The organism is Methanocorpusculum labreanum Z (assembly GCF_000015765.1).
Classification (GTDB): Archaea; Halobacteriota; Methanomicrobia; order Methanomicrobiales; family Methanocorpusculaceae; genus Methanocorpusculum; species Methanocorpusculum labreanum.
Map to the genome: position 1 here is coordinate 999,298 of NC_008942.1, position 22,523 is coordinate 1,021,820.

Here is a 22,523-nt window from a genome sequence, read left to right on the forward strand (position 1 = left end):
AAGACTTCATTCAACCACCAATAGAGGATATAGCGTTCCTATATTTCATATATGATAACCTTGATGTAAGATGCCAAACGAATGTATGTATAATCAGGGGAAACTGATGGGTCTAAAAAGTTTAATCGTACCGCAGGACAAGATTTTTTTTGAACTGTTTGAGGAACAGGCAGCCACTGTCTGCACCGCGGCCGAGCTGCTGATCGATATATTTTCCGACTATACGAATATCGAAGAAAAATACCGGAAAATGAAAGAGATCGAGCATCAGGGCGATGCGATCGCTCACAAAGCATATGATGAACTGAACCGCACTTTTATAACTCCTTTTGAACCGGAAGAGATCTCCCGGCTTGTTACCGCGCTGGATGACGTCATTGACTACATCGATGACGGGGCACGCATGCTTCTTATCTACGAAGTGAAAAAGACCGACCAGTTCATGATCGAGTTCGCAAAATGCCTCCGTCAGGCAGCCGACGAGATCAAAACCGGCATCAGCGGCCTTCGCACGCTCAAAGATATGGAAACGATCAAGGGATGCTGCATCGAGATCAACCGGCTGGAAAATGTCGCCGACGAGATCCTTTCCAACGCAATCAGAAACCTGTTCAAATCCAATGATCCTGTCGAGATCATCAAACTCAAAGATATCTATGAACATCTGGAGATCGCAACCGACAAATGCGAAGATGTTTCCGATGTATTTTCCGCAATTCTGATCCGTCACACGTGAGTAAAGCATGGATACCATTACTTTTATTGTTGTTATTCTCGGGATCATCATCGCGCTCGCGTTCAACTTTTCGAATGGACGAAACGATGCATCCAATGTAGTTGCGACCGTGGTCGCAACTCGTGCCCTTTCTCCGAGAAACGCGATCGTTTTGGCATCGGTCTGTTGTTTTGCAGGTCCGTTCATCTTCTCGACCGCAGTTGCTAAAACTATTGGGAAAGGAATCGTAAATCCGGAAATCTTCACCCCCATTCTTCTTTTGATCGGTCTTTGCGGAGCTGTTTTCTGGGTGAATTTCTGCTCGCGGTCAGGAATCCCGGTCTCTTCATCGCATTCTCTTGTAGGCGGGCTGATGGGAGCGGGAATTGCCGCCGGCGGTCTTTCGGTCGTGAACTGGCCTACATCGGAAATGGCTCTTGGGATGGTGTATTATCTGATTCTCGGTGCAGTTATCGGCGCGATCGTAATGCTGATTGTAGCACTCATCTTCAAGGACTCGGTAAAACTGTTTCTTCTGCTCGGGGCCGGGGCCGGAGCGATTTTGGCCGTGCCTATTGCGATGATTTTAGGGATTTTTACCTTTTCCGGGCTTCTTGCGATCCTGCTTTTCATCTGCGTTTCGCCGATTCTTGGAATGATCGTATCATATGTATTCACGACGCTTTTAACGAGGATCACGGCAAAGCGTTCAAATCATCCGATGCTTTTGAACAAATGGTTCCAGCGTGCCCAGGTTCTCGCATCCGGTTTCCAGGCGGCAAGTCTTGGTGGGAATGATGCTCAGAATGCAATGGGTATCATCCTTGCCATTCTGATCTCGACAGGTCTTGCGGCATCCACCGACGACCTGCCTCTTTGGGTGATCCTTCTCGCAAGTTTGGCGATCGCCGCCGGCATTCTCTCCGGAGGATGGCGGGTGATCAAGAAAATGGGTTCGGGAATCACGAGGATCCTGCCGTATCAGGGTTTTTCCGCAGCAGTTTCCGGCGGAGCCGTGCTTTCGTTTATGACGTCGTTCGGTGTTCCCGTCTCGACGACCCATGTCGCGAGCGGGACGATCATGGGAACAGGGGTCACCCGCGGCGTCGGAGCAGTGAACTGGAGTACGGTTCGTCAGATGGTCACAGCCTGGGTTATCACGATCCCCTGCGCAGCAGTGGTCTCGTTTTTGGCATATATCATTCTCGCTTTCGTGTTCGGATTCTGAGAATCAATTCTTTTTTCCCGTGATTTGGAAAGCTTCGTCCAACGACGGGCTGAGAAAAAAAAGTTTGGAAAAATCAGTAGTTGGTTTTTCTGATCTCGAAGTATGCCTGCGGGTGTTTGCAGACTGGGCATTCATCCGGAGCTTTGTCCCCGATATGGATGTGGCCGCAGTTTGCACAGTGCCACTGCTGTTTTTCCGGGCGGGCGAATACTTTTCCTTCTTTGATATTTGCGAGAAGTTTTCTGTAGCGTTCTTCGTGTAATTTTTCGATTGCGGCAACCCCTTCGAAGGTTTTTGCAAGTTTCTCGAACCCTTCTTCCTTGGCGACAACGGCAAAGCCGGCATACATTTCCGTCCACTCTTCGTGTTCGCCGGCTGCTGCGTCAAGGAGATTTGTTATGGTGTCGGGAACTTCGCCGCCGTGGAGAATCTTGAACCAGAGTTTTGCGTGTTCTTTTTCATTGCCGGCGGTCTCGTCGAAGAGATCTGCGATCTGGTTGTATCCCTCTTTTCTGGCCTGGGAGGCATAATAGTTGTACTTGTTTCGTGCTTTGGACTCCCCTGCGAAGGCAAACTCGAGGTTTGCTTCGGTTTTGGTGCCTTTTACGTTACACATACTCTGTATTTAGGCAGAAAGAGTAAAAAGAGTTTCTGTCAGGGGAATTTTGAAAAAAAAGAGGGGAGGGAGTTTTGATGATCCGCCCACAGGATCACAAAACCTTATTTTCTCTCTGCTTCCAGAAGCTTTCGAATCGCCGTGACCTCGGCAAGAAGTGCCTGCATATCTGCCGGAGCAGAACGTCTGCCGAAATCAACGCCGGTCGCCGCAGGGCTTGGGGCATTGCCGCGAACGAAATCCATGATCATGGCACGCAGCGGCTCGGGATCGGCGATGCCTTCCAGCTGAATCTCGGCCGAGTTCTTCCCGGAGTTCCCGCCGGCTGTCTCGATTTTTAAATTCGAGATGCCGAAGATCCGCATCACGGGGCCCTGAACGATATCCACGTTCGTGATACGGTTGTAGGGGACAATGCCGGTCTTTCTAAACCAGACACCGCGTTTCCAGGTCATCTCCGTATCATTCAGATGATACACGACCGAGGCGTAATACAGACGCGACCAGATCAGAACGAAGATCACAATCGCAGCAAGAACGCCGAGAGAAATCTCTCCGATCAGAACAAAAAACGGTTCGCCTAACGCAACGAAATAGACCCAGCCGACACAGCAGGCCCAGATAAGAATAACCGCCATGACGCTCGCAAGTGCCAGATACGAAGTATACTTCGCCGCCGGCTTAAAATCTTCACCGAGTTTAACCATGAAAAACAGATGTACCGGCAGATACAATAAGGTTTGTGAGAGACACATACATAATCGTGAACCAGAAGCTGGAACCTGACCCGGATTTTACCGAAGAAGAGCGTGCCGAGTTCGAACGGCTGGAAAAGGACCATCCCTACAAAGAGATTCAGGAAGAAGTCATTCGCGTGCCGGCTCAAAATAAACCGGCGGCCGACACAAAACACGACCTCCTCTATCTTCTGATCTTCATAATCCTTATGGCGGTATTCCTCGTCATCATCTTCGTCACCCAATATTGAAGCTTCAATCAGGAAACACAACGCTTAAATTGCTATACGCTGAATTTGTATAAGAAAACTGGCGGGGTCGTGGCCTAGTCCGGAATGGCGACGGGCTCCAGCGGTCTTAGCGTATGATGAACTATCGGGTCTACTGATTTGATGATGACCCGCTGGAGCACTGATCTAATCACTGCTCTTGAACATGTTCGCTTGTCGGAGAGACCCGTCGATCGTGAGTTCAAATCTCACCGACCCCACGTTTTTCGAAACTCTTTTCCCGGCAATTGACCTAGAATTCCCTATGCGATTACCCTATCTGCTGCTCATCGGTCTTTTTGTATGCACCGCAGTCATCTCTGCCGGCTGTGTCAACACAGTGGACACATCAAAGGAAAATGCAGCATCCGAAGCAATTTCAATGATAAATATCAGCCTGAGTGAAAACGCAGACTGGATGACACAAGCCGCCGATGAGATCGCGGCCGGCAAAAACGATGCGGACTCCTCGAAACAAGTCCTTGCGGATCTCTATCAGAAATCGACACTTGCCCAGACGATCCTCTACGCGAACGAAAATATGATCGTCGTCTCCGTTTATCCGGATATCATACTCTCGTCCGTTGGAACAGATCAGAGCTCCTACGGAACAAACGAAGCATACTACAGCGGAAAAACGATCGCCCTTACCGAATATTTTCATCTCGACGACGGGACAAATGCCTCGGTCCTTTCGGCACCAGTCTACGACAACGGAACATGGAAAGGATACATCTCCATGTCGTTCGACAGTTCGAGACTCTTCGGCGATGTGGAAAAGTATCTTTTCGAAAACTACGGATATCACCTCTGCGTCCTGCAGACAAACGGCCTTCAGGTGTATGACTACGATCTGCGCGAGAGAGGCAAAAATATCCTGACCGATCCGTCGTATCCGGACGATGTAAAAACAGCAGCTATGGAAATATGCCGGGAAACCTCCGGGACAACGAAGTATACCTACAAAAAAACCGGATCGGATGAAATTGTTCAAAAGACCGTTGTTTGGGACACGCTTGAGTTCGGCGGGCAGACCTGGCGCGTTCTGATTCTTGCCGAGTAACCACTCCGCATATTTTTTAAGAGCGGATTGATCCCGGGAGAAGCGTATCACTCCAAGGGGTCATTGAACACACACTACATATATGTCGGGAAGGAACAAATAACTAGGACAATTTATGACGAGGGTAGTTATTTCTGTAGGAGGGTCGGTCCTAGTACCGTCACTTGACGCACACCGCCTGAAAGAATGGGCTGAAGCACTGATAAACCTCACCAATGCCGGCATCCAGATATTTGCCGTTGTCGGCGGCGGCGGGGAAGCCCGAAGATATATAGAAGCCTGCAGGGATATTGGGCTGGATGAAGCCTCATCCGACGAGATCGGGATCCAGGTCACCCGGATCAATGCCGCGCTTCTTATCGGCGCCCTCAAAGAATATGCATATCCGGTCGTTGCCGAATCCTATCGCGAGGCAAAGACCGCGGCCGTGTCCGGAAAGATCGTGGTGATGGGCGGCGTTACGCCAGGTCAGACCACCGACGCCGTAGCTGCCGTCCTTGCAGAAGAGGTCGGGGCCTCTATGATGATCAATATGACCGCGATCGACGGAATCTATACCGCCGACCCGAAAAAAGATGCAAAGGCAAAACGACATGACATCCTGAGCCCGCAGGGACTTATCGATCTGATCATGAAGGAGAAAATGTGCGCCGGATCGAATATGGTCATCGACCTCGTTGCTGCAAAGATCACCGAACGAAGCGGAATTCCTCTTGTAGTAATCGACGGACGAGACCCCGCACTCATTGAAAAAGCCCTCCTCAAAGGCGAATTTGCCGGAACGATCGTCGGGAATTCTGCCATCCGATTCCCGATCGTCTAAATGCTTCATATCCGCAAGTCGCGGAACACCATACACATCTCTTTTTAAGGAAGAACACTAATATTATTGGGCAACAGGGGGGTGGTAGGGTAGCCTGGTCCATCCTAGAGCGTTTGGGACGCTTTGACCCCAGTTCGAATCTGGGCCACCCCATTTTTTTTATGAACGCTATAACCGCAGAATCCATTCTCGAAGAGCTGGACCATCAGTATCCATGCAACCAGGACGAGATGAACTTCCTCAAATTCAGAAACCCTTTTGAACTGCTTATTATGACGATCCTCTCCGCACAGACCACCGATGTTACCATAAATGGTCTGCGCGACGAACTTTTTTCCGCATATCCAAATCCTGCAGCCTTGGCGCGAGCAGATCCTTTGGATGTTGAACGGATCATTCACTCAGCCGGATTTTACCACTCGAAAGCAAAAAACATCATCGGTACGGCAAAGATGCTCGAAGAAAACTTCGGCGGGGTCGTTCCAAGAACGATCGAGGAGCTCACGACCCTTCCCGGAGTTGGAAGAAAGACCGCAAACATCGTCACGAACCACGCCTTTCATGAAGCCTGCGGCATCGCTGTTGACACGCATGTTCGAAGGCTTTCAAAGAAGATCGGATTTACCCAAAACACCGACCCTGAAAAAATCGAAAAGGATCTGATGAAACTCTTTCCAGAAAAATGGTGGAGTAAGATCAACTACCTTCTTATCCGACACGGGAGGGCAGTATGTACGGCGAAAAAACCGGACTGTATGAAATGCATAATCAGGCATAACTGCCAATCATATATTAACAGTGGTGAAGAGTGACGGAAATAAGTGTACATGAACGGAGAATGATCCTCTTCGCAACCTCCATGGGGGCTTTCCTCAATCCTATGATCGCAACGATGGTGATCCTTGCCCTCCCGGCGATCGGACTTGAGTTTGGGGTTTCGGCGCGGGATCTTGGTTGGATGAGCACGGCATTTATCTTGGCAACTGCCATTCTTTTGGTACCGGCATCCCGTCTTGTCGACAGTATCGGATACAAAAAATCCTACATCATCGGCGGCATCGTTGTCGTAATCACCTGTTTCTTCTCGGTGTTTGCACCAGATTACACTACCCTGATCATTTTACGAATCATTGCCGGGATGGGATCCTCATTTATTATGATAACCGGTCTTGCGATCCTGACAAGGGTGTATCCGGCAAATAAACGCGGTATGGTGATTGGAATCAACACGGCAATGGTCTATGTCGGTGCATCCATGGGTCCGATCATCGGCGGATTTTTGACTGAATACACCGGATGGCGCAGCATATTCCTGCTGATGATCCCGCTTCTGCTGATATCTGCAGGCCTTATGATCATCTTTCTCAAACAGGAGTTTAAAAATCCAGGTAAATCCTTCGATTTCAAAGGCACGATCTTATACGGAGCAGCAATATTCTGCACGATGTACGGTCTTTCCACCATTACCGACACCGGATCCCTCTATCTCGCAATACTTGGAGCGTGCCTGATTGTCATCTTCATGTGGTACGAACGAAAAGTTCCAGAACCGGTTCTTCATGTGGATCTGTTCTTCAAAAACAAACGGTTCGCACGTTCATCCTACACGGCACTTTTGAACTACGGCTGCACGTATGGGGCGGTCTATATGGTGAGTCTGTATCTCCAGTCGGTCGGTGCGCTGAGTGCGCTCGAGGCAGGATTCATTATCTTCTTCCAGCCTCTCATTCAGGCGATAATGACCCCGATCGCAGGAAAACTCTCCGACCGGTTCGACCCGAGATACCTCGTCACTTTCGGCATGGCGCTCTCGGCAATAGGCGTAACCCTGCTTGCCGGACTCGGGCTTACCGCCGCCGTATCCTACATCGCGATCACGCAGGTGTTTATCGGGCTTGGATCAGCTCTCTTCTCGGCGCCGAACACCAATGCGATCATGAGCTCGGTCCCGCAAAATGAATACAGTTCGGCATCGAGCATCGTCGCAGTGATGAGGCAGCTTGGCATGATCCTGTCGATGGCCGTTTGTATGGCAGCGATATCCGTCTTTGTCGGCGGTCTGGATATGCTTGGCCCCGACATGTATCCCGAGTTCGTCCAGGCCCTGCAGATCTCGATGCTGGTATGTGCAGGCCTTGCCGTGATCGGAATCCTGTTCTCATGGTTCCGTGGAAACGCACCAACGGGGGCAGACGCATGAAGGTAATGGTTGGCGGGACATTCGATCCGCTTCACATCGGTCACCAGCTTCTCCTCACCCGGGCATTCATGACCGCAGGACCGGGAGGACATGTGGTGATCGGATTATCCTCGGATTCGTTTGCTTCGAGAAAACTGCATCCGGTCAGAAGTTATGATGTGAGATTCGCAGAGCTGACCAAATGGATCGAGTCAAAACATTTCGAAGCAACTTACGAGATCGAAATCCTCTTCGACCAGTTCGGGAGTGCCCTGACCCAGGACTTCGATGCTCTGGTCGTGAGTCAGGAGACGTTCCCGGTTGGAAATCTTATCAACGCGAAAAGAAAGGAGATGGGTAAAAATATGGTGGACCTCTACCAGATCCAGTGCGTTATGGCTAAAGACGGAAAAGTGGTCTCTTCCACGAGAATCTATCGGGGAGAGATCAACAGATACGGCGAACCGGTCTCGGAAGAGCAGTTTGCAGGGACGGAACCATGCAAAAAAGAATGAAGGATCATCAGTTATCCGAAGAAGAGATAACGTATCTTCTGGAGAATGCGGCAAGCGGCGTTCTGGGAACGTCTGATGCGGACGGTAGTCCGTACTGCGTGCCCGTGCATTTCGTGTACCTCGACAAAAAAATCTACATTCACGGCCTGACCGCAGGCGAGAAGACCGAGAATATCCAGAGGGATCCACGGGTCTGTTTTACCGTGTACAGAATGGGAGAACTTCTCTACAGTGCCGAAGCTAAATCTCCCTGCAGTGTGAACACTGCATATCAAAGCGTGGTGGTGAAAGGTTCAGCCATTCTCGTAGACGATCTGCAGGCGAAACGGGAAATCCTTGATGCAGTCGTGAAAAAATACACGCCGCAACTTGCCTGTCTTTCGATGCAGGAAACTGCCGTCATGCAGACAGCAGTTATCGTGATTACGCCGGCGATCTGTACTGGTAAATATTATCTTTAATTGGATGAAATGACGGGGAGATCCCCGCCATTTCCTTTAAAGGATTTATTTTTCCCAATAGAGCGTAGTGACCGTCGCATTTATCTGATCGGTAATCCGTCCATCCTTTGTAATCGAAGAGAGATATTCCTTAACGGCATTACTTTCATCTTCCGTCAGTGGTTTTGCATATGTTGTTCGGCCCAGATAATAGGAACAGGCATCCTCGTATGACTGATCCATTTTCCAGATCTGATTCTCGTATGCAAGTTTCGGCAAATACCCCATCTGGAATAACATGTCCAGCTGGTAGATAAGCGTGTTTCCGCAACTTGCTTCATCTTCTTTTACTCCTGCAATTTTATGGACCTCCGACATGACCGGTTCAATCATTTTGGTCGGATTGGATACAGCACAGAAACGTTTGCTGGATGCATTCATTTTTTCAAATGTGGCTGCATCAGATATGGCCGGCGAGGTATGGGCAAAAACCAAATCAAAACGCTCTTTGAATCCTTCCTGTTCGAGATCCACGGCATTCCAATCCTTACACGTAAAAACCACATTCGTTTTTTGATGTTCCGTTAACTTCTCCTGTGCTTTCTGAATCATGTTCGGGGAAAAATCAACGCCTGTTACGGATTGTACACGCTGAGCCAATGCAAGAGAATACACACCGGCGCCGCACCCGATATCCAGTACGTCAGAGGTACTGTCAATCATGTGTTCCTGTTCCAACAACTGCAGGAATTTATTGTCCTGAAATGTGGGCATCTGATGGTAGGTAGGATCCTCTGCCTGTGAATCCCATAATTCAATTTCGGACGCTGGGTTCGTGTTATGTGCAATCCATTCTTTTCTGATTTCATTAAGATTCATGTAATGTTTCTCCTTTTTTTATGGTTAGATAGTGGTCATCTTGTTCTCTGTGCAGTCCATCAATGCCCACAGATAACATTTTTTTAAATAATACTCACAACAAATACACACTAATATACACACAAAGCATAACTTATATCCTCAATAATATAATAAAATATTCATTGTCATAACAGACATCAAATTTAATCAATTATTCAGGAAAATGGTCAGATCAAGATAAAATATATTTTCAATAGGAGAGAAAAAGGAAATTTTGGGGCGGATTGTCCTGATGAGTATAACCTTCAGTCAATCAGAAGAGACCGGAGATATATCCATCATTGTTTACGTCGATCGAACATGCTGCAGGTACAGCCGGCAGTCCCGGGAGCGTCATGATGTCTCCGGTCTCGACAACGATAAATCCGGCACCATTACAGAGCCTGACCGTTGCTGCGTTAATAACAAAGTTCTTCGGTCTGCCGAGTTTATTTGGATCATCGGAGAGCGAGTACTGGGTCTTTGCCATACAGATCGGCAGATTGCTTCTGCCAAGAGCATCGATATCTTTGATTGCAGCATCGGCGGCAGGAGAGTAAACGACCCCGTCAGCTCCGTATATCCGGGTCGCGAGAGCATTGATCTTCTCTTTTATCGGTGTATTCAGTTCGTAGAGACACTGGAACTTCTGCGGCTTCTCGCAGGAGGCAACGACTTTTTTCGCCAGTTCAACGCCACCTTCCCCACCTTTGGCAAAGACTTCCGAGATTGCAAACTCGGCTCCCTGCGCTGTGCAGAATTCTTTAAGCACGGCAAGTTCTTCGTCCGTATCGGTAGAGAACCGGTTGATCGCCACAACAACCGGAACCCCAAACGTCTGGAGGTTCTGTATGTGCGCCTCAAGATTGACCATTCCTGCTTTGAGCGCAGCAACGTTTGGAATCGTGGTGTCCTCTTTCTTTACACCGCCATTGTATTTCAGTGCCCGAACGGTGGCCACCAGAACAACAGTATTCGGCGTCAGGCCCGCATACCGGCATTTGATGTCGAAGAACTTTTCAGCACCAAGATCAGAACCGAAACCCGCCTCCGTGATGACATAATCTGCCATCTTCAGCGAAAGTTTTGTTGCACGAACCGAATTGCAGCCGTGTGCGATGTTGGCAAACGGTCCGCCGTGGATAAAACAGGGGGTGTTTTCCAGCGTCTGGACAAGATTCGGTTTGATGGCATCCTTGAGAAGGGCGGCCATAGCCCCGACGGCCTTCAGATCACGGGCATAGAGAGGAGTTCCTTTTCTGCTGTAGCCAAAAATGACATTCCCCAAACGCTCTTTAAGGTCGTCGATATCATTTGCAAGACAGAGAATCGCCATTACCTCGCTTGCGACCGTGATCATAAAGTGATCCTCACGCGGAACGCCGTTGGTCTGACCGCCAAGCCCGATGATGATGTTTCGAAGAGCACGATCGTTCATATCCAGACAGCGCTTGAAGATGATACGGCGGGTATCAATGTCGAGCGCATTCCCCTGCTGGATATGATTGTCGATCATAGCACACAAGAGGTTGTTTGCGCTGGTAATCGCATGGAAATCTCCGGTGAAGTGGAGATTGATGTCTTCCATCGGGACGACTTGCGAGTATCCCCCGCCGGCAGCTCCGCCTTTAACACCGAATACGGGACCTAGAGATGGTTCGCGAAGTGCAATGACTGCCTTTTTACCGATCTTGGGCATCGCCTGACCAAGACCGACTGTTGTCGTGGTCTTACCCTCGCCGGCAGGCGTCGGGTTGATGGCCGTCACCAGGATCAGTTTGCCGTTTGGTTTATCCGCCAGACGTTTTTCCAGTGAATCAGCAAGTTTTGCTTTGTACGATCCGTAGAGTTCGAGTTCATCCGGCGTAATGTCGAGAGATGCGGCAATCTCAGTGATTTTTTTCATTTTGCACTGCTGTGCAATTTCGATGTCAGATAACAAGTATTTCCACCCCATGTAGCCTTAGGAGATAGCAGAGGGGCTATCTCCAAATGTTGTTAACTACTCTTAAACTTATCTTATATATAAGCATCTAAGTTGCCACACTAAGATGAGATGAGATTTTTGCGCGCAGTAAATAATATGAGAAATAACGGTTACATAATGTGATTTCAAAAATGGATGAAATCACCGGAATGCTAGAGTAAGTTAAGTTATTTTACTGTACATGGTAGATATTAGGCAATCGATACTCAAACATATCAAATGCGGTAAAAACGAAAGTGAGGTATCCCAACCTCATTTCAAAAAGCCTCAGGCGAGATTTGAACTCGCGACCTGCTGATTACAAATCAGCCGCTATGCCGGGCTAGGCCACTGAGGCACAGAAAGTGCTCTTAATTATTGGAGATAGAAGTTATAATAGTTTACGAAAAGAGACGGAGGGGAAAATTATCCCCTGAATTTCTTAATCTCAGCCTCGACTTCCTCAGCTCCTTCCTGATAATAACTGGATTCTTTCGGATCGAGTTCGTGCAGTAATCGGAGAAACTCACCTGCATGGACTTTCTCTTCATTCGCAATGTCTTCAAGAACCTCAATCGCAAGTTTGTTGTCGATGGATTCGGCAAGCTGCTGATAAAGTTGGATTGCTTCGTATTCTGCCGAGATCATAAAACGGATTGCACGTACGAGTTCTTCATGCGTAAGTTTCCGGTTTTCTTTTAATCCGGCAAAGGGATTTCCAAAGTCTGGCATGAAAGTATGTAGCAATTCAAAACTGATAAAGATAAAGGTCTGAGATTTTTCCCTTTCCGTCCTGATGTATGCGGGATACGTTACCGTATCCTGATAAAACATGACGGAAAACAAAAACCATACTACAAACGCAAAAAGCTTACGCTCAATACAAAAAACACACTAAACATTTCAAAAGAATAAGGGGGGTGCAGCGTTGACAACTTCCCGAGAATTCGCATATCTCAGTACAATAGCCGACGTAAGAGAGCTTAACTGCCGGGTTCGGAATGGGTCCGGGTGGAACCTCTCTGCTATGGCCGCATGATCCCCCAAGCCAAGTTCCCGATTTGAACGGGAGTAGAGTTGCTCTGCAGGCAACCGCGTGGCCGCTCCGCCAACTTGGCACAGTAATCTGGCATAATATATAAGCAGTTACTGTTTATAAAGGATATACTTTTAGGTTTTGCATTCGGATAACGTCTGGGCACAGCGGATACTGCAATATATGCCGGTAGTAGACAGGCTCTCTAAAAGAACAAAGGCACATTGTTTCATGATGCCGACGTCCATCTACCACTGCATTCCATTGAAGTAACCAATCATCCATTGTGTAATCATCGAGGCATACCAGTTCATTAAGAATCTGGATTTGAGCGTTAGTACTTGCGGACTAAACACGTCGTTACCTTCGTGCGTACATCCCAAGCCTATTAACCCGGTCTTTTACCGGTGCTCTATAACGAAATCTCTTTTCAAGCGAAGTTTCAAACTTAGATGCTTTCAGTTTTTATCTCGTGCCACGTAGCTGCTCGGCACTGCCTTATCAGACAACCGATACACCAGAGGTGACGAATGAAAGTTCCTCTCGTACTATTTCATTCTTGCTCTCAGATTTCGAACACTCCCATCAGATAGTAACCGACCTGTCTCACGACGGTCTGAACCCAGCTCACGATCCCCTTTAATAGGCGAACAACCTCACCCTTGGCTGCTGCTGCACAGCCAGGATGGAAAGAACCGACATCGAGGTAGCAAGCCGCCGGGTCGATATGTGCTCTTGCCGGCGACGACTCTGTTATCCCCAGGGTAGCTTTTCTGTAGTCAATAGCCCTCACCAAAAAGGCGTATTGGTTCGTTAGACCCGTGTTTCCACTCGTGATTTCTTGCTATGCGAAATCACGTCAAGCCAACTTATGCTCTTGACACTCTCCTGTGAGTTGCTGACTCACATGAGTTGACCATAGGGCACCCTTGATATTTTTTCGAGGGTGTGGCGCCCCACCCAAACTGCCTACCTACCGATGTCCTCATCATGAAAGATGAGTGAGAATTACAGCAGAACAAGGATAGTGTCTCAACTGTGGCTCCACTCATACCGGAATATGAGCATTAACACCTACTATCTACGCTGCGCATGTAATACCGTAAGTCAACGACAGGCTGCAGTAAAGCTCCATGGGGTCTTCACTTCCCGATGGGAGTCCCTTGCCTCTGCACAAGGATAAAAGGTTCAACGGATTTGCGGTAGGGACAGTAGAGCCCTTATTAATCCATTCATGCAAGTCGCCAATTAAGCGACAAGGTACTACGCTACCTTAAGAGGGTCATAGTTACCCCCGCCGTTTACGGGTCCTTCGTCCGATTGTAATCAGTGTTCAGATACCCGCACTGGGCAGGATTCACAGACTATACTAGTCCTTACGGAGTTGCAGTCTGCTATGTTGTTGTTAGACAGTTAGAGCTCCCTGGTCACTGCGACCTGCCTAATCACTAGGCAGGCACTCCTTGTTCCGAAGGTACGGAGCCATTTTGCCGAGTTCCCTTACCACAAATAATTCCGACACGCCTGAGTCTTTTCAACTAGGGGCACCTGTGTCGGTTCTCGGTACGGACATTGCGTTACCTTTTCACGGGCACCAGGTGTTTACACACTTACGCCATCACGCTTTCACTCAATTCTCACCATTACGGTACTCCAAGAGTTTATACGATTGGACGGGACGACGGTCCCGCTATGCATAACCCGATGCGTCAGTATATTAACGCACGGTACAGGAATATTAACCTGTTTCCCTTTTGCTGCATGCAACTTATGATGCAGCTTAGGACCGACTAACCCTCGGCTGACGAACATTGCCGAGGAAACCTAGCCCCTTCGGCGGAATGGATTCTCACCATTCTTTGCTTCTACTACTGCCAAAATTCTCATTCCTATACGGTCCACAGGAACTTACACCCCTGCTTCAGCCCATACAGGACGCCTCTCTACTCGATCACGTTCAAAAACGTGCGCCATGGTATCTGCAGTAGGCTTGAGCCCCGTCCATTTTCTGCGCCCTAAATCTTGACTGGTAAGCTGTTACGCACTTTTTAAAGGATAGCTGCTTCTGAGCTCACCTTCCAGTTGTCTTTGACCTAGGACTTCATTCAGTGTTGACACTTAGCCTACATTGGGGGGCATTAACCATGGTCTGGGTTGTCTCCCTTACGGACTACAAGCTTACCCCGTAGCCCGGACTGCCCGACGTCTACAAAGATAGGGAGTTTGGAGTTTTACAGGAAAGCGAGGAATTTCTTCCCCGGGATTTCCAATAGGTGCTCTACCTCACTATCATTCTCGGTCGAGGTCATGCTTAGACATGTTTCGAGAGGAACCAGCTGACACCCGGTTCGATGAATCTTTCACTCCTATACCCAAGTCACGCGAATGATTTGCATATCAATACCGCATGCGGTCCTCCACGCACCTTTCGGCACGCTTCAACCTGCTCAGGCATAGATCACCAGGTTTCAGGTCGTATCCCGTTGACTCCACGCACTATTAGTACGCCGCGCCAGGTAAACTACGCGCTTGTCGCTTTCGCTGCGGCTGCCCTTCCGGTTAACCTCGCCAGCGGAATACACTCTTTGGCCCGTTCTTCAAAACGTAAGTTACGACGTCGGCAACCAATCTCATACTACCGCCTCGCGACGGGTTCTTTCGATCGGAAGATCCTTGCACGCCGTAACACACGATCACCGGTTAGTTTCAGGCACTTTTCATTTCCTTTTCAGGGATACTTTTCAGTTTTCGCTCACGCTACTATTTCGCTATCGGTTTTGAGGAGTATTTAGTCTTGGAGGTTAGGTGACCCCCATATTCACGTGGGAATTCCAACCCGCGCTACTCAGGACACTTCTAAGCTGTGTTTACCACCACGTACGGGACTGTCACCCTCTAAGGTAAGCCATTCCAAGCTACTTTCATTAGATAAACACATACTACAACGAAGGCCATACACTACATGTCCCTTGCGGGATTCAGTTTAGACTATTACGGGTTCGATCGCCTCTACTAACGTAATCTCAATTGATTTCTCTTCCTCCCCCTACTGAGATGTTTCACTTCGGGGGGTTCCCCATCCTTACGGATTCACGATAAATCGTGGGGAGGTCCTATTAGGGGATCCCCGGATCACAGACTCCTTGCGTCTTCCCGGGGCATTTCGCTGCTTGGCACGCCCTTCATCAGCTCTCAAACCGAACCATTCACTAACCGGCATAAGAACCAGGTTCTTTGTTCTTCGATGTTCCAAAGCTAGGAACATCGAAGGGTATGTCGATGATTGTTTTTGATGATTGTTTGTTACAACAATGTATTATTTGTGGTAAATGGAATATGCAGCATCATGCTTATGTGCTGTTGCCAGGGTCCCTTTGTCTCTCTTAAAGTGTGTCGATACCGACAAATATACTTTCAGTAAAGAAAGGTTCCGCTGATACCCATTTAACGTCCAAATGCAAAACCTATACACAGCCTCAAAGAGTCAATGACTCTCGGCCCTTCCCCGGTAACTCGCGTTTCCGGGTGCATTGGTAACCGCAACCGGTGACAGAAATTCTGTCACAGCCGGTTACGGAGTGGACGCGTGGGGATTTGAACCCCAGGCCTCGGCGTTGCAAACGCCGCGCTCTTCCAGCTGAGCTACGCGCCCCTCACACATTATATTCAGTCGTTTGTTAGATACTGTTTAACAAACCATACAGCGTGAGTATGATATTGATGTGTTGGAATTGTGGCGATTGTACGGTTCATTGAAATGACCATGCTAATTCTGTCATACAGGTTGTGTTTGGATCATTCTTTAGGAGGTGATCCAGCCGCAGATTCCCCTACGGCTACCTTGTTACGACTTAACCCTCCTCACGGAACCTAGATTCGACCCCGGCAAAGACCAGGGACTCATCCAAACCCCACTAGGATGGTTTGACGGGCGGTGTGTGCAAGGAGCAGGGACGTATTCACCGCGCTATAGTGAAACGCGATTACTACAGATTCCAGATTCATGCGGGTGAGTTGCAACCCGCAATCCTAACTAAGGGCGGGGTTCGGAGATTGACTGCACCTTTCGGTGTTGTTACCCATTGTCCCGTCCATTGTAGCCCGCGTGTAGCCCGGATAATTCGGGGCATGCTGACCTACCGTTGCCCATTCCTTCCTCCCCTTTAGCAGAGGCGGTCCCGACAATGTCCCCAGCCATCCGGAGATGCTGCTGGCAATTGTCGGCGTGGGTCTCGCTCGTTGCCTGACTTAACAGGATGCTTCACAGTACGAACTGACGACGGCCATGCACCTCCTCTCAGCTAGTCATGTAAAACCTTCAGATTGACAATCATTCAGCTGTCTTATCCGGTGAGATGTCCGGCGTTGAATCCAATTAAACCGCAGGCTCCACCTGTTGTGGTGCTCCCCCGCCAATTCCTTTAAGTTTCAGCCTTGCGACCGTACTTCCCAGGTGGTGCGTTTCACGATTTCTCTTCGGCGCATCAGTAACACGTGGTTACCGACACACCTAACGCACATTGTTTACGGCTGGGACTACCGGGGTATCTAATCCCGTTTGCTCCCCCAGCTTTCGTCCCTCACTGTCGAAGCTGTTCTGGTAAACTGCCTTCGCCATAGGTCGTCCCTCGAGGATTACAAGATTTCACTCCTACCCCCGAAGTACGGTTTACCTCTCCCAGTTCCAAGACTGCCGGTATCTCTTAGACGCCTTCACGTTGAGCGCGAAGATTTCCCAAGAGACCTAACAGTCAAGCTACGGACGCTTTAAACCCAGTAATAGTGGCCATCACTCGAGCAGCCGGTATTACCGCGGCGGCTGGCACCGGTCTTGCCCTGCCCTTTCTTCACATATGATTTAGATATATGAACAGCCTGCATCGACAGGCACTCAGGGTTTCCTTATCACGATTGCTCGCATTGTAAAGTTTGCGCGCCTGCTGCGCCCCGTAGGGCCTGGATTCATGTCTCAGAATCCATCTCCGGGATCTTGCTCCCACAACCCGTACCGATAAAAGGCTTGGTGGGCCGTTACCCCGCCAACAACCTAATCGGACGCAGTCCCATCCTAAGGCGACGGATCTTTCGAGGATATACCATTCCAGGACATATCCACTATGGAGCATTAGCCCCAGTTTCCCGGGAGTATTCTCCACCTTAGGGCAGGTTAACCACGTGTTACTGAGCAGTATGCCGAGGTCTTACACCTCTCGACTCGCATGGCTTAGTCAAACCCTGATAGCAATGGCCTCTGGCAGGATCAACCAGAATTACTATTTTTTACTTTTCTTTCTTATAGGCACACAGTTGTTGTTTCTACGACATAATCACAAAAACACAACCGTATGAAAGGAATCAGCGGTCATTTCAATGAATGTCCGCATCGCCACAATTCCAACGTCAGGACCAACAATCACTCCGGCATCAACCGGATGATTCGCGTTTTGTCCTCCACTTAAACAGCTCTACCATATTCGCATCAGATGCTTATATAGTCTTCGAACCGAACGCCCGGAACACAGGCAAACAACGTGCCTGCGTCCCAAGGCCCAGTTCGCGAGCCTTGCGAGGTAACATAGTTACCCCCAATCACTTATAAACCCACCGAAACAGTGAGGCGGCGTCCGGGAAAAATTCCCGGATTGTGTCGCTCAGAGATCAGTTGACTTGTGAGGTAATAATGTTAGGCAATGGGGCATATAAACCAACCGGAATGATGTCAGAATCACAAAAATGACAGCACAATAGAGACAAGCATTGCCACAAATCCGATCAGACAAAGGATAAGCAGAACATCCAACAGAATTATCCAGAAATTACGCTCTTTTTTAACTCTTCTCTGTATAGCCATCCTGAATCACCACCCAAAGATCACCGAAAAACTCATCCTGCTCAAGATCGACCCTGCCGCTCTGAACAAGAAAAAGACAGGGGAGATACACAAAATACACCGGCCAGTGGAGAGTTAACGCCAGTTCATGCAGGGAAACCCCCGGGTCACGCGCATCCGGATGCGTCTCAACGAGAGCATAAATCCGCCCGGCCATACGTTCGTAATCCTCATCATGCGCAATTCCCACAACCTCGTCGGCATCCGGTTCCTCGAATAATTCATCCTCTGAATCGATACACCGCCGCCTTCTCTGCCGTCTTCGCTCCGCCTTCTCCGCAAGTTTGAGCTGTTTGATCAGTTCGTAAAGGGTGACCGGACGCTTCCGCGCATCCTTCCGCTTGAGTCTGCGGTCGATCTCGCGCTCAAGAAGTTCGATCGGGCCGAGCGCACGTTCCGTGATCACATCATCTTCCGAGAAAGGATCCAACCCTTCCTCGGAAATATCTTCATCACACCCCCCGTCATCCTCCAGACCGTCAAGCAGCTCGGACTTCATCCGAAGCAGAACCGACGCATAGAATATCGTCCGACCCGAGATCATCAGATCAAGTTCGCGCCTGCGTTCAAGTTCAGTCAAAAACCGTTCTGTCACCGCGACGATATCGATATTCCACGGATCGATCTCGCCGCGTTTTGCGAGCTGATACAGAATTTCGACCGGCTCTTCGAGTTTTCCGTCAGGAATTTCTTCAGCCATTCACCTTCACACCAGTCACAAGCGTACTCTTATCGCTCATACGCAGAGTCACGCCCACCATCCGGTCCGCCGCTTCGATCATCGGTTTTCTGTGCGAAACGATCACGAACTGACTTTTCGTACAGATATCGCGGACCATCTGGGACAAACGCTCCACATTCACCCCGTCCAGATTGGAATCCACCTCATCCAGCGCATAAAAGGGCGCCGGCATGTACTGCTGGATCGCAAAAATAAACGAAAGGGTCGTAAGAGACTTCTCCCCCCCAGACATCATATTCAGCCGGGTTACTTCCTTTCCACGCGGCGAGACCTCAAACGTCATGCCCCCTTGGAAAGGATCCTCAATATCATCCAGAACCAGATGACCGGCACCTTCGTTCAGACGGGAGTAGATATCCTGGAAATGCAGGTTGATTGCCGAGTAGGCATTCATGAACGCATCAAACTTCATCTGCTTGAAACTATCGATCTTATCGAGAAGTGCCTGACGTTCGCGGGAAAGCGTCTCCTTCTTTTCGGTCCGCTCAATGGAACGTTTCTGGACCTCATCATACTGCTCGATGGCACGCATATTCACGTTGCCAAGTTTTCTGACGGCACGCTCGGTTGTTGCGACGCGATCGAGGATCTCGTCCATGCAGAGATCGCAGACGATTTCCTCACTGATCGAACCCTTGATCTCGGACATCTCCAACGCAAGAGAGGCGGATTTTTCATCAAATGCGGAGATCTGCACATTGCATCTCTCCTCGTCACCCTGCAAAGTCACGATCCGCAGCTGCGCTTCATCCGCCGCATGCTGAGCTTTGTTCCGTTCCTCGGTCAGCTGTTCGATCTCACCGGTGAAAGCCTTCATCTCATCCTCGAACGCAGTGATCGCGGATTTTGCCGTATCGATCGCGGCATAACAATCAGCAATCTCCTGATCGATCGAGACATTTTTTCCCTCCAGAGTGGTACGCTCCCGGGTTATCTGCTCAACATTTTGTTTGAAATGCTGACGTTCGAGATTCAGACCGGAAAGGTCGTTCACTTTGTTCTCATACCGGCGGGACGTATCATTGTAACTCGACTGGGCTTTCTGCAGTTTATCGGTGAGCAGATTGAACTCATCCTCATTCAGGACAGAGCGCAGTTCGCTCACCCGCTGATTCAGGACCTCGAGTTCATCGGACAGAGCGTCCACACGCGTCTCGAGTTCGGCCACCTGATTTGCCGTCTCTTTTTTATCGCGATCCGTTTCTTCCAGAAGACGTGATGCCCGAATCTCATCGTCCGCGATCTTATCGAGGATCCGATTACAGTCACTGATTTTTAATTCGAATTTAACGATCGCCGAATCAGACTCGTTTCGTTCGGCGCGAAGACCTTCGGCAACCGATCGGTGGCGTGCTTCAGCTGCCACAAGATCGGATTCATCATTACGCAGATCGGCAAGTTTTGCAGAAATATCCGCAGACTCGCGGCCGACGGCAACACCGAACCCGCGAAGATCTTTCCGGATCGAACCGCCGGTCATGGCCCCGCCTCTTTCGAGAAGTTCGCCTTCCAACGTCACCATCCGGTATCTTCCCATGAGCCGCCGGCCGGCATCCAGCGTCTCGACGACCACCGTCTGACCAAAAACTAAATTGAAAGCATCCCGGTATTCCGGATCGAAGTCGATCAAATTGATCGCATAATCCACAACCCCGTTGCCGGCGAGCGGGGGAAGAGGAGGTTGAGGCTTCATCTTGTTCAGCGGAAGAAGCGTCAGGCGACCAAGCCGTTCATCTTTCAGATAGCGGATAACATTTGCCGCAGTCTGATCGGAGTCGACAACAACGTTGTTGAGCCGCCCGCCCGCCGCTATGTTTAACGCTACGGCATATGCGGAGTCGATCACTTTTCCAAGACTCGAAACGGTCCCAAATACGCCGTCCATACCAAGAATAGCCGAAATGGTCCGGTCCGAAGCGCCGGATGCCTGCTGCTGGGCTTCGATCTGCATCTGCTTTTTCGTCAGCCTGGCGATTTCTTCTCTGAGAGGTTCCAGAGCTTTACGTGCGCCAAGCATCGCCCGCTCGGTCTCGCCGATCTGTTTATCGAGGATCCCTTTGTTTTTCCTGGCATCCAAAAGATCGTGTTCGAGCGAGTCGATCTCGGCCTGCTTCTCGGAACGTTCTTCCGCGAGAGAACCCTGCTCCCTCTGAAGCTTTTCCAGTTCCTGTGCCCGAACACGGCTCCGTTCGATAATCCCATCCCTTTGAACGACGATCGAACCGCGTACCTCCTTTTTCTCCTCGACCTGCCGCATAAGATCGACCAGTTCGGCCTGAGCCCCTTTTGAATCCCGGCTGCATTTACTGACAAGCTCGTGGGCTTTCTCGAGAGTTTTTTTCTGGGCCTCGAGTTCCATCGCCAGATTCGCTTTGTCGATCTGCAGCGTCTGTGATTCCCGGATCTTATCGTTGAGCGTGTTCTGGTTTTTCTGGAGATCGAGATACAGGCGGTTCATCTCGGCAAGGTTGCTCTCTTTCTCTTTTTTCCTGCGGATGATGGTCTCCTCGGCAACACGGATGTTTCCTTTTTCTGCCTCAATGCCCCCAATGATCCGCATATAGGCGGGACCCTGTTTGTGACTGATCTCCTTATCGATCTCGCGAACTTCCTCGAGACGGGAATTTTTCTCGTTTTCCTGAAGAGAGATGTCGTTACGGATACCTGCACGTTTCTCTTCCTGCTCGGACCTCGAATGGGCGATCAACCCGAGTTCGCGCTCAAGATCCTGAAGCCTGACGATCTGTTTTGCGGCTTTGAGATAATCGAGTTCCGCCTGAAGCTTCTGATATTTTACCGCATCTTCTCTGGCATCAGCGAGTTCCTCCAGTTGTTTGGCGTATGAAGCAAGAAGGATCTCTTCGCGGTCGATACTGGCGCGAACCTGCTCGAGTTCCACGAGAGCCTGTTCTTTTTTATCATCGAACTCCGCAACCCCCGCGATCTCATCGATGATCCGTCTGCGTTCCAGATCGCTCATATCCATGATGCGGGAGATATCTCCCTGCATCACGACATTGTATCCGTGCGGCTTGATCCCGCGTTTTGCAAGATACTCCAGGATTTCGGTTTGGGAACAGGTCTTTTCATTGAGATAATAATAACTGTAATATCCGTTTGCGGTCCGTTTGATCCTCCGGCGGATTTTTGTCTCGTCCGAAAAGGTGAGGGTGACCTCGGCGGTATTTTTTCCAGACATGGTATTGATGAAATCCGTGAGTTTTTCGGCGCGAAGGGTGCGTGAGGTGGATAAAGATAGAACGAAAAGGATAGAGTCGATGATGTTGCTTTTTCCCGAACCGTTCGGCCCGGATATTACAGTAAATCCTTCATAAAAGGGAATTTTTGTCTTTCTGGAAAAAGACTTGAAGTTGTCGATGTCAACCTGGACAATGTGCACGAAT

General features: G+C 49.4%; 16 protein-coding genes, 5 tRNA genes and 3 rRNA genes. 11 read left to right on the forward strand and 13 right to left on the reverse strand.

Going from position 1 to position 22,523, the window contains the following annotated elements; translation table 11 throughout:
• Positions 1-70 precede the first annotated feature (70 nt).
• Both MLAB_RS05250 and MLAB_RS05255 read left to right on the forward strand, forming a co-directional pair.
• Positions 71-736, forward strand: coding sequence for a DUF47 domain-containing protein (locus MLAB_RS05250; RefSeq protein WP_245525957.1), 666 nt, complete (start codon positions 71-73; stop codon positions 734-736).
• Between the two features lie 7 nt (positions 737-743).
• A complete protein-coding gene (locus tag MLAB_RS05255; RefSeq protein WP_011833370.1) occupies positions 744-1,943 on the forward strand; it encodes an inorganic phosphate transporter in 1,200 nt (399 codons plus the stop codon).
• 73 nt (positions 1,944-2,016) lie between these two features.
• On the opposite strand, the gene rbr is transcribed toward MLAB_RS05255, so the two are convergent.
• Entirely contained in the window at positions 2,017-2,559 is a 543-nt protein-coding gene (rbr, locus tag MLAB_RS05260; protein ID WP_011833371.1) for a rubrerythrin, read from the reverse strand.
• Positions 2,560-2,663: 104 nt separating this feature from the next.
• Positions 2,664-3,266 (reverse strand): PH domain-containing protein, encoded by a 603-nt coding sequence (locus MLAB_RS05265; protein WP_048062054.1) that lies wholly within the window; start codon positions 3,264-3,266, stop codon positions 2,664-2,666.
• A 56-nt stretch (positions 3,267-3,322) separates the two neighbouring features.
• Between MLAB_RS05265 and MLAB_RS05270 the strand changes: the two genes are divergently transcribed.
• The 9 genes from MLAB_RS05270 (at position 3,323) to MLAB_RS05310 (ending at position 8,606) form a co-directional block, all read left to right on the forward strand.
• Entirely contained in the window at positions 3,323-3,547 is a 225-nt protein-coding gene (locus MLAB_RS05270) for a hypothetical protein (RefSeq protein ID WP_048062055.1), read from the forward strand.
• Between the two features lie 63 nt (positions 3,548-3,610).
• Positions 3,611-3,786, forward strand: a tRNA-Trp gene (locus MLAB_RS05275).
• A gap of 44 nt (positions 3,787-3,830) precedes the next feature.
• Complete coding sequence (locus MLAB_RS05280; protein ID WP_048062056.1) at positions 3,831-4,628, forward strand: hypothetical protein; 798 nt, start codon at positions 3,831-3,833, stop codon at positions 4,626-4,628.
• 115 nt (positions 4,629-4,743) lie between these two features.
• Positions 4,744-5,451, forward strand: a complete 708-nt coding sequence (gene pyrH / locus MLAB_RS05285; protein WP_011833375.1) for a UMP kinase — start codon at positions 4,744-4,746, stop codon at positions 5,449-5,451.
• Between the two features lie 78 nt (positions 5,452-5,529).
• A tRNA-Pro gene (locus MLAB_RS05290) sits at positions 5,530-5,604 on the forward strand.
• Between the two features lie 8 nt (positions 5,605-5,612).
• Positions 5,613-6,263: an endonuclease III gene (gene nth, locus MLAB_RS05295; RefSeq protein ID WP_011833376.1), complete on the forward strand. Its 651-nt coding sequence runs from the start codon at positions 5,613-5,615 to the stop codon at positions 6,261-6,263.
• Positions 6,260-7,651: an MFS transporter gene (locus MLAB_RS05300; protein WP_143702781.1), complete on the forward strand. Its 1,392-nt coding sequence runs from the start codon at positions 6,260-6,262 to the stop codon at positions 7,649-7,651. The genes nth and MLAB_RS05300 overlap by 4 nt, the downstream gene beginning before the upstream one ends.
• A complete protein-coding gene (locus MLAB_RS05305; RefSeq protein WP_011833378.1) occupies positions 7,648-8,145 on the forward strand; it encodes a phosphopantetheine adenylyltransferase in 498 nt (165 codons plus the stop codon). Before MLAB_RS05300 ends, MLAB_RS05305 begins: the two co-directional genes overlap by 4 nt.
• The gene (locus MLAB_RS05310; RefSeq protein ID WP_048062057.1) at positions 8,130-8,606 is read left to right on the forward strand and encodes a pyridoxamine 5'-phosphate oxidase family protein; all 477 of its coding nucleotides are present in this window, start codon (positions 8,130-8,132) and stop codon (positions 8,604-8,606) included. The genes MLAB_RS05305 and MLAB_RS05310 overlap by 16 nt, the downstream gene beginning before the upstream one ends.
• A gap of 45 nt (positions 8,607-8,651) precedes the next feature.
• Here MLAB_RS05310 and MLAB_RS05315 read toward each other — a convergent pair whose 3' ends face one another.
• The 11 genes from MLAB_RS05315 to smc all read right to left on the reverse strand — a co-directional run bounded on the left by MLAB_RS05315 (position 8,652) and on the right by smc (position 22,519).
• The gene (locus MLAB_RS05315) at positions 8,652-9,464 is read right to left on the reverse strand and encodes a class I SAM-dependent methyltransferase (protein ID WP_011833380.1); all 813 of its coding nucleotides are present in this window, start codon (positions 9,462-9,464) and stop codon (positions 8,652-8,654) included.
• A gap of 295 nt (positions 9,465-9,759) precedes the next feature.
• Positions 9,760-11,442 (reverse strand): formate--tetrahydrofolate ligase, encoded by a 1,683-nt coding sequence (locus tag MLAB_RS05320; protein ID WP_011833381.1) that lies wholly within the window; start codon positions 11,440-11,442, stop codon positions 9,760-9,762.
• A gap of 293 nt (positions 11,443-11,735) precedes the next feature.
• A tRNA-Thr gene (locus tag MLAB_RS05325) sits at positions 11,736-11,809 on the reverse strand.
• 68 nt (positions 11,810-11,877) lie between these two features.
• Positions 11,878-12,183, reverse strand: a complete 306-nt coding sequence (locus MLAB_RS05330; RefSeq protein ID WP_011833382.1) for a ferritin family protein — start codon at positions 12,181-12,183, stop codon at positions 11,878-11,880.
• Positions 12,184-12,368: 185 nt separating this feature from the next.
• A 5S ribosomal RNA gene (rrf, locus tag MLAB_RS05335) occupies positions 12,369-12,490 on the reverse strand.
• 7 nt (positions 12,491-12,497) lie between these two features.
• Positions 12,498-12,569, reverse strand: a tRNA-Cys gene (locus MLAB_RS09770).
• 234 nt (positions 12,570-12,803) lie between these two features.
• Positions 12,804-15,721 (reverse strand): 23S ribosomal RNA (locus MLAB_RS05340).
• 345 nt (positions 15,722-16,066) lie between these two features.
• Positions 16,067-16,139, reverse strand: a tRNA-Ala gene (locus tag MLAB_RS05345).
• A gap of 152 nt (positions 16,140-16,291) precedes the next feature.
• Positions 16,292-17,758, reverse strand: a 16S ribosomal RNA gene (locus MLAB_RS05350).
• The 16S, 23S and 5S rRNA genes sit together here with 2 tRNA genes alongside, the layout of an rRNA operon.
• Positions 17,759-18,315: 557 nt before the next feature.
• Positions 18,316-19,077, reverse strand: coding sequence for a segregation/condensation protein A (locus MLAB_RS05355; RefSeq protein WP_011833383.1), 762 nt, complete (start codon positions 19,075-19,077; stop codon positions 18,316-18,318).
• A complete protein-coding gene (gene smc / locus MLAB_RS05360; protein ID WP_011833384.1) occupies positions 19,070-22,519 on the reverse strand; it encodes a chromosome segregation protein SMC in 3,450 nt (1,149 codons plus the stop codon). Before smc ends, MLAB_RS05355 begins: the two co-directional genes overlap by 8 nt.
• Positions 22,520-22,523 lie beyond the last annotated feature (4 nt).

What these genes read in the sequence shown, in the direction of transcription:
- MLAB_RS05280 (WP_048062056.1), top strand. Translation starts at nt 3,831, where the DNA reads ATGCGATTACCCTATCTGCTGCTCATCGGTCTTTTTGTATGCACCGCA.
- MLAB_RS05265 (WP_048062054.1), bottom strand. Translation starts at nt 3,266, where the DNA reads ATGGTTAAACTCGGTGAAGATTTTAAGCCGGCGGCGAAGTATACTTCG.
- MLAB_RS05250 (WP_245525957.1), top strand. Translation starts at nt 71, where the DNA reads ATGCCAAACGAATGTATGTATAATCAGGGGAAACTGATGGGTCTAAAA.
- pyrH (WP_011833375.1), top strand. Translation starts at nt 4,744, where the DNA reads ATGACGAGGGTAGTTATTTCTGTAGGAGGGTCGGTCCTAGTACCGTCA.
- MLAB_RS05310 (WP_048062057.1), top strand. Translation starts at nt 8,130, where the DNA reads ATGCAAAAAAGAATGAAGGATCATCAGTTATCCGAAGAAGAGATAACG.
- MLAB_RS05315 (WP_011833380.1), bottom strand. Translation starts at nt 9,464, where the DNA reads ATGAATCTTAATGAAATCAGAAAAGAATGGATTGCACATAACACGAAC.
- MLAB_RS05355 (WP_011833383.1), bottom strand. Translation starts at nt 19,077, where the DNA reads ATGGCTGAAGAAATTCCTGACGGAAAACTCGAAGAGCCGGTCGAAATT.
- MLAB_RS05305 (WP_011833378.1), top strand. Translation starts at nt 7,648, where the DNA reads ATGAAGGTAATGGTTGGCGGGACATTCGATCCGCTTCACATCGGTCAC.
- rbr (WP_011833371.1), bottom strand. Translation starts at nt 2,559, where the DNA reads ATGTGTAACGTAAAAGGCACCAAAACCGAAGCAAACCTCGAGTTTGCC.
- nth (WP_011833376.1), top strand. Translation starts at nt 5,613, where the DNA reads ATGAACGCTATAACCGCAGAATCCATTCTCGAAGAGCTGGACCATCAG.
- MLAB_RS05320 (WP_011833381.1), bottom strand. Translation starts at nt 11,442, where the DNA reads ATGGGGTGGAAATACTTGTTATCTGACATCGAAATTGCACAGCAGTGC.
- MLAB_RS05330 (WP_011833382.1), bottom strand. Translation starts at nt 12,183, where the DNA reads ATGCCAGACTTTGGAAATCCCTTTGCCGGATTAAAAGAAAACCGGAAA.
- MLAB_RS05255 (WP_011833370.1), top strand. Translation starts at nt 744, where the DNA reads ATGGATACCATTACTTTTATTGTTGTTATTCTCGGGATCATCATCGCG.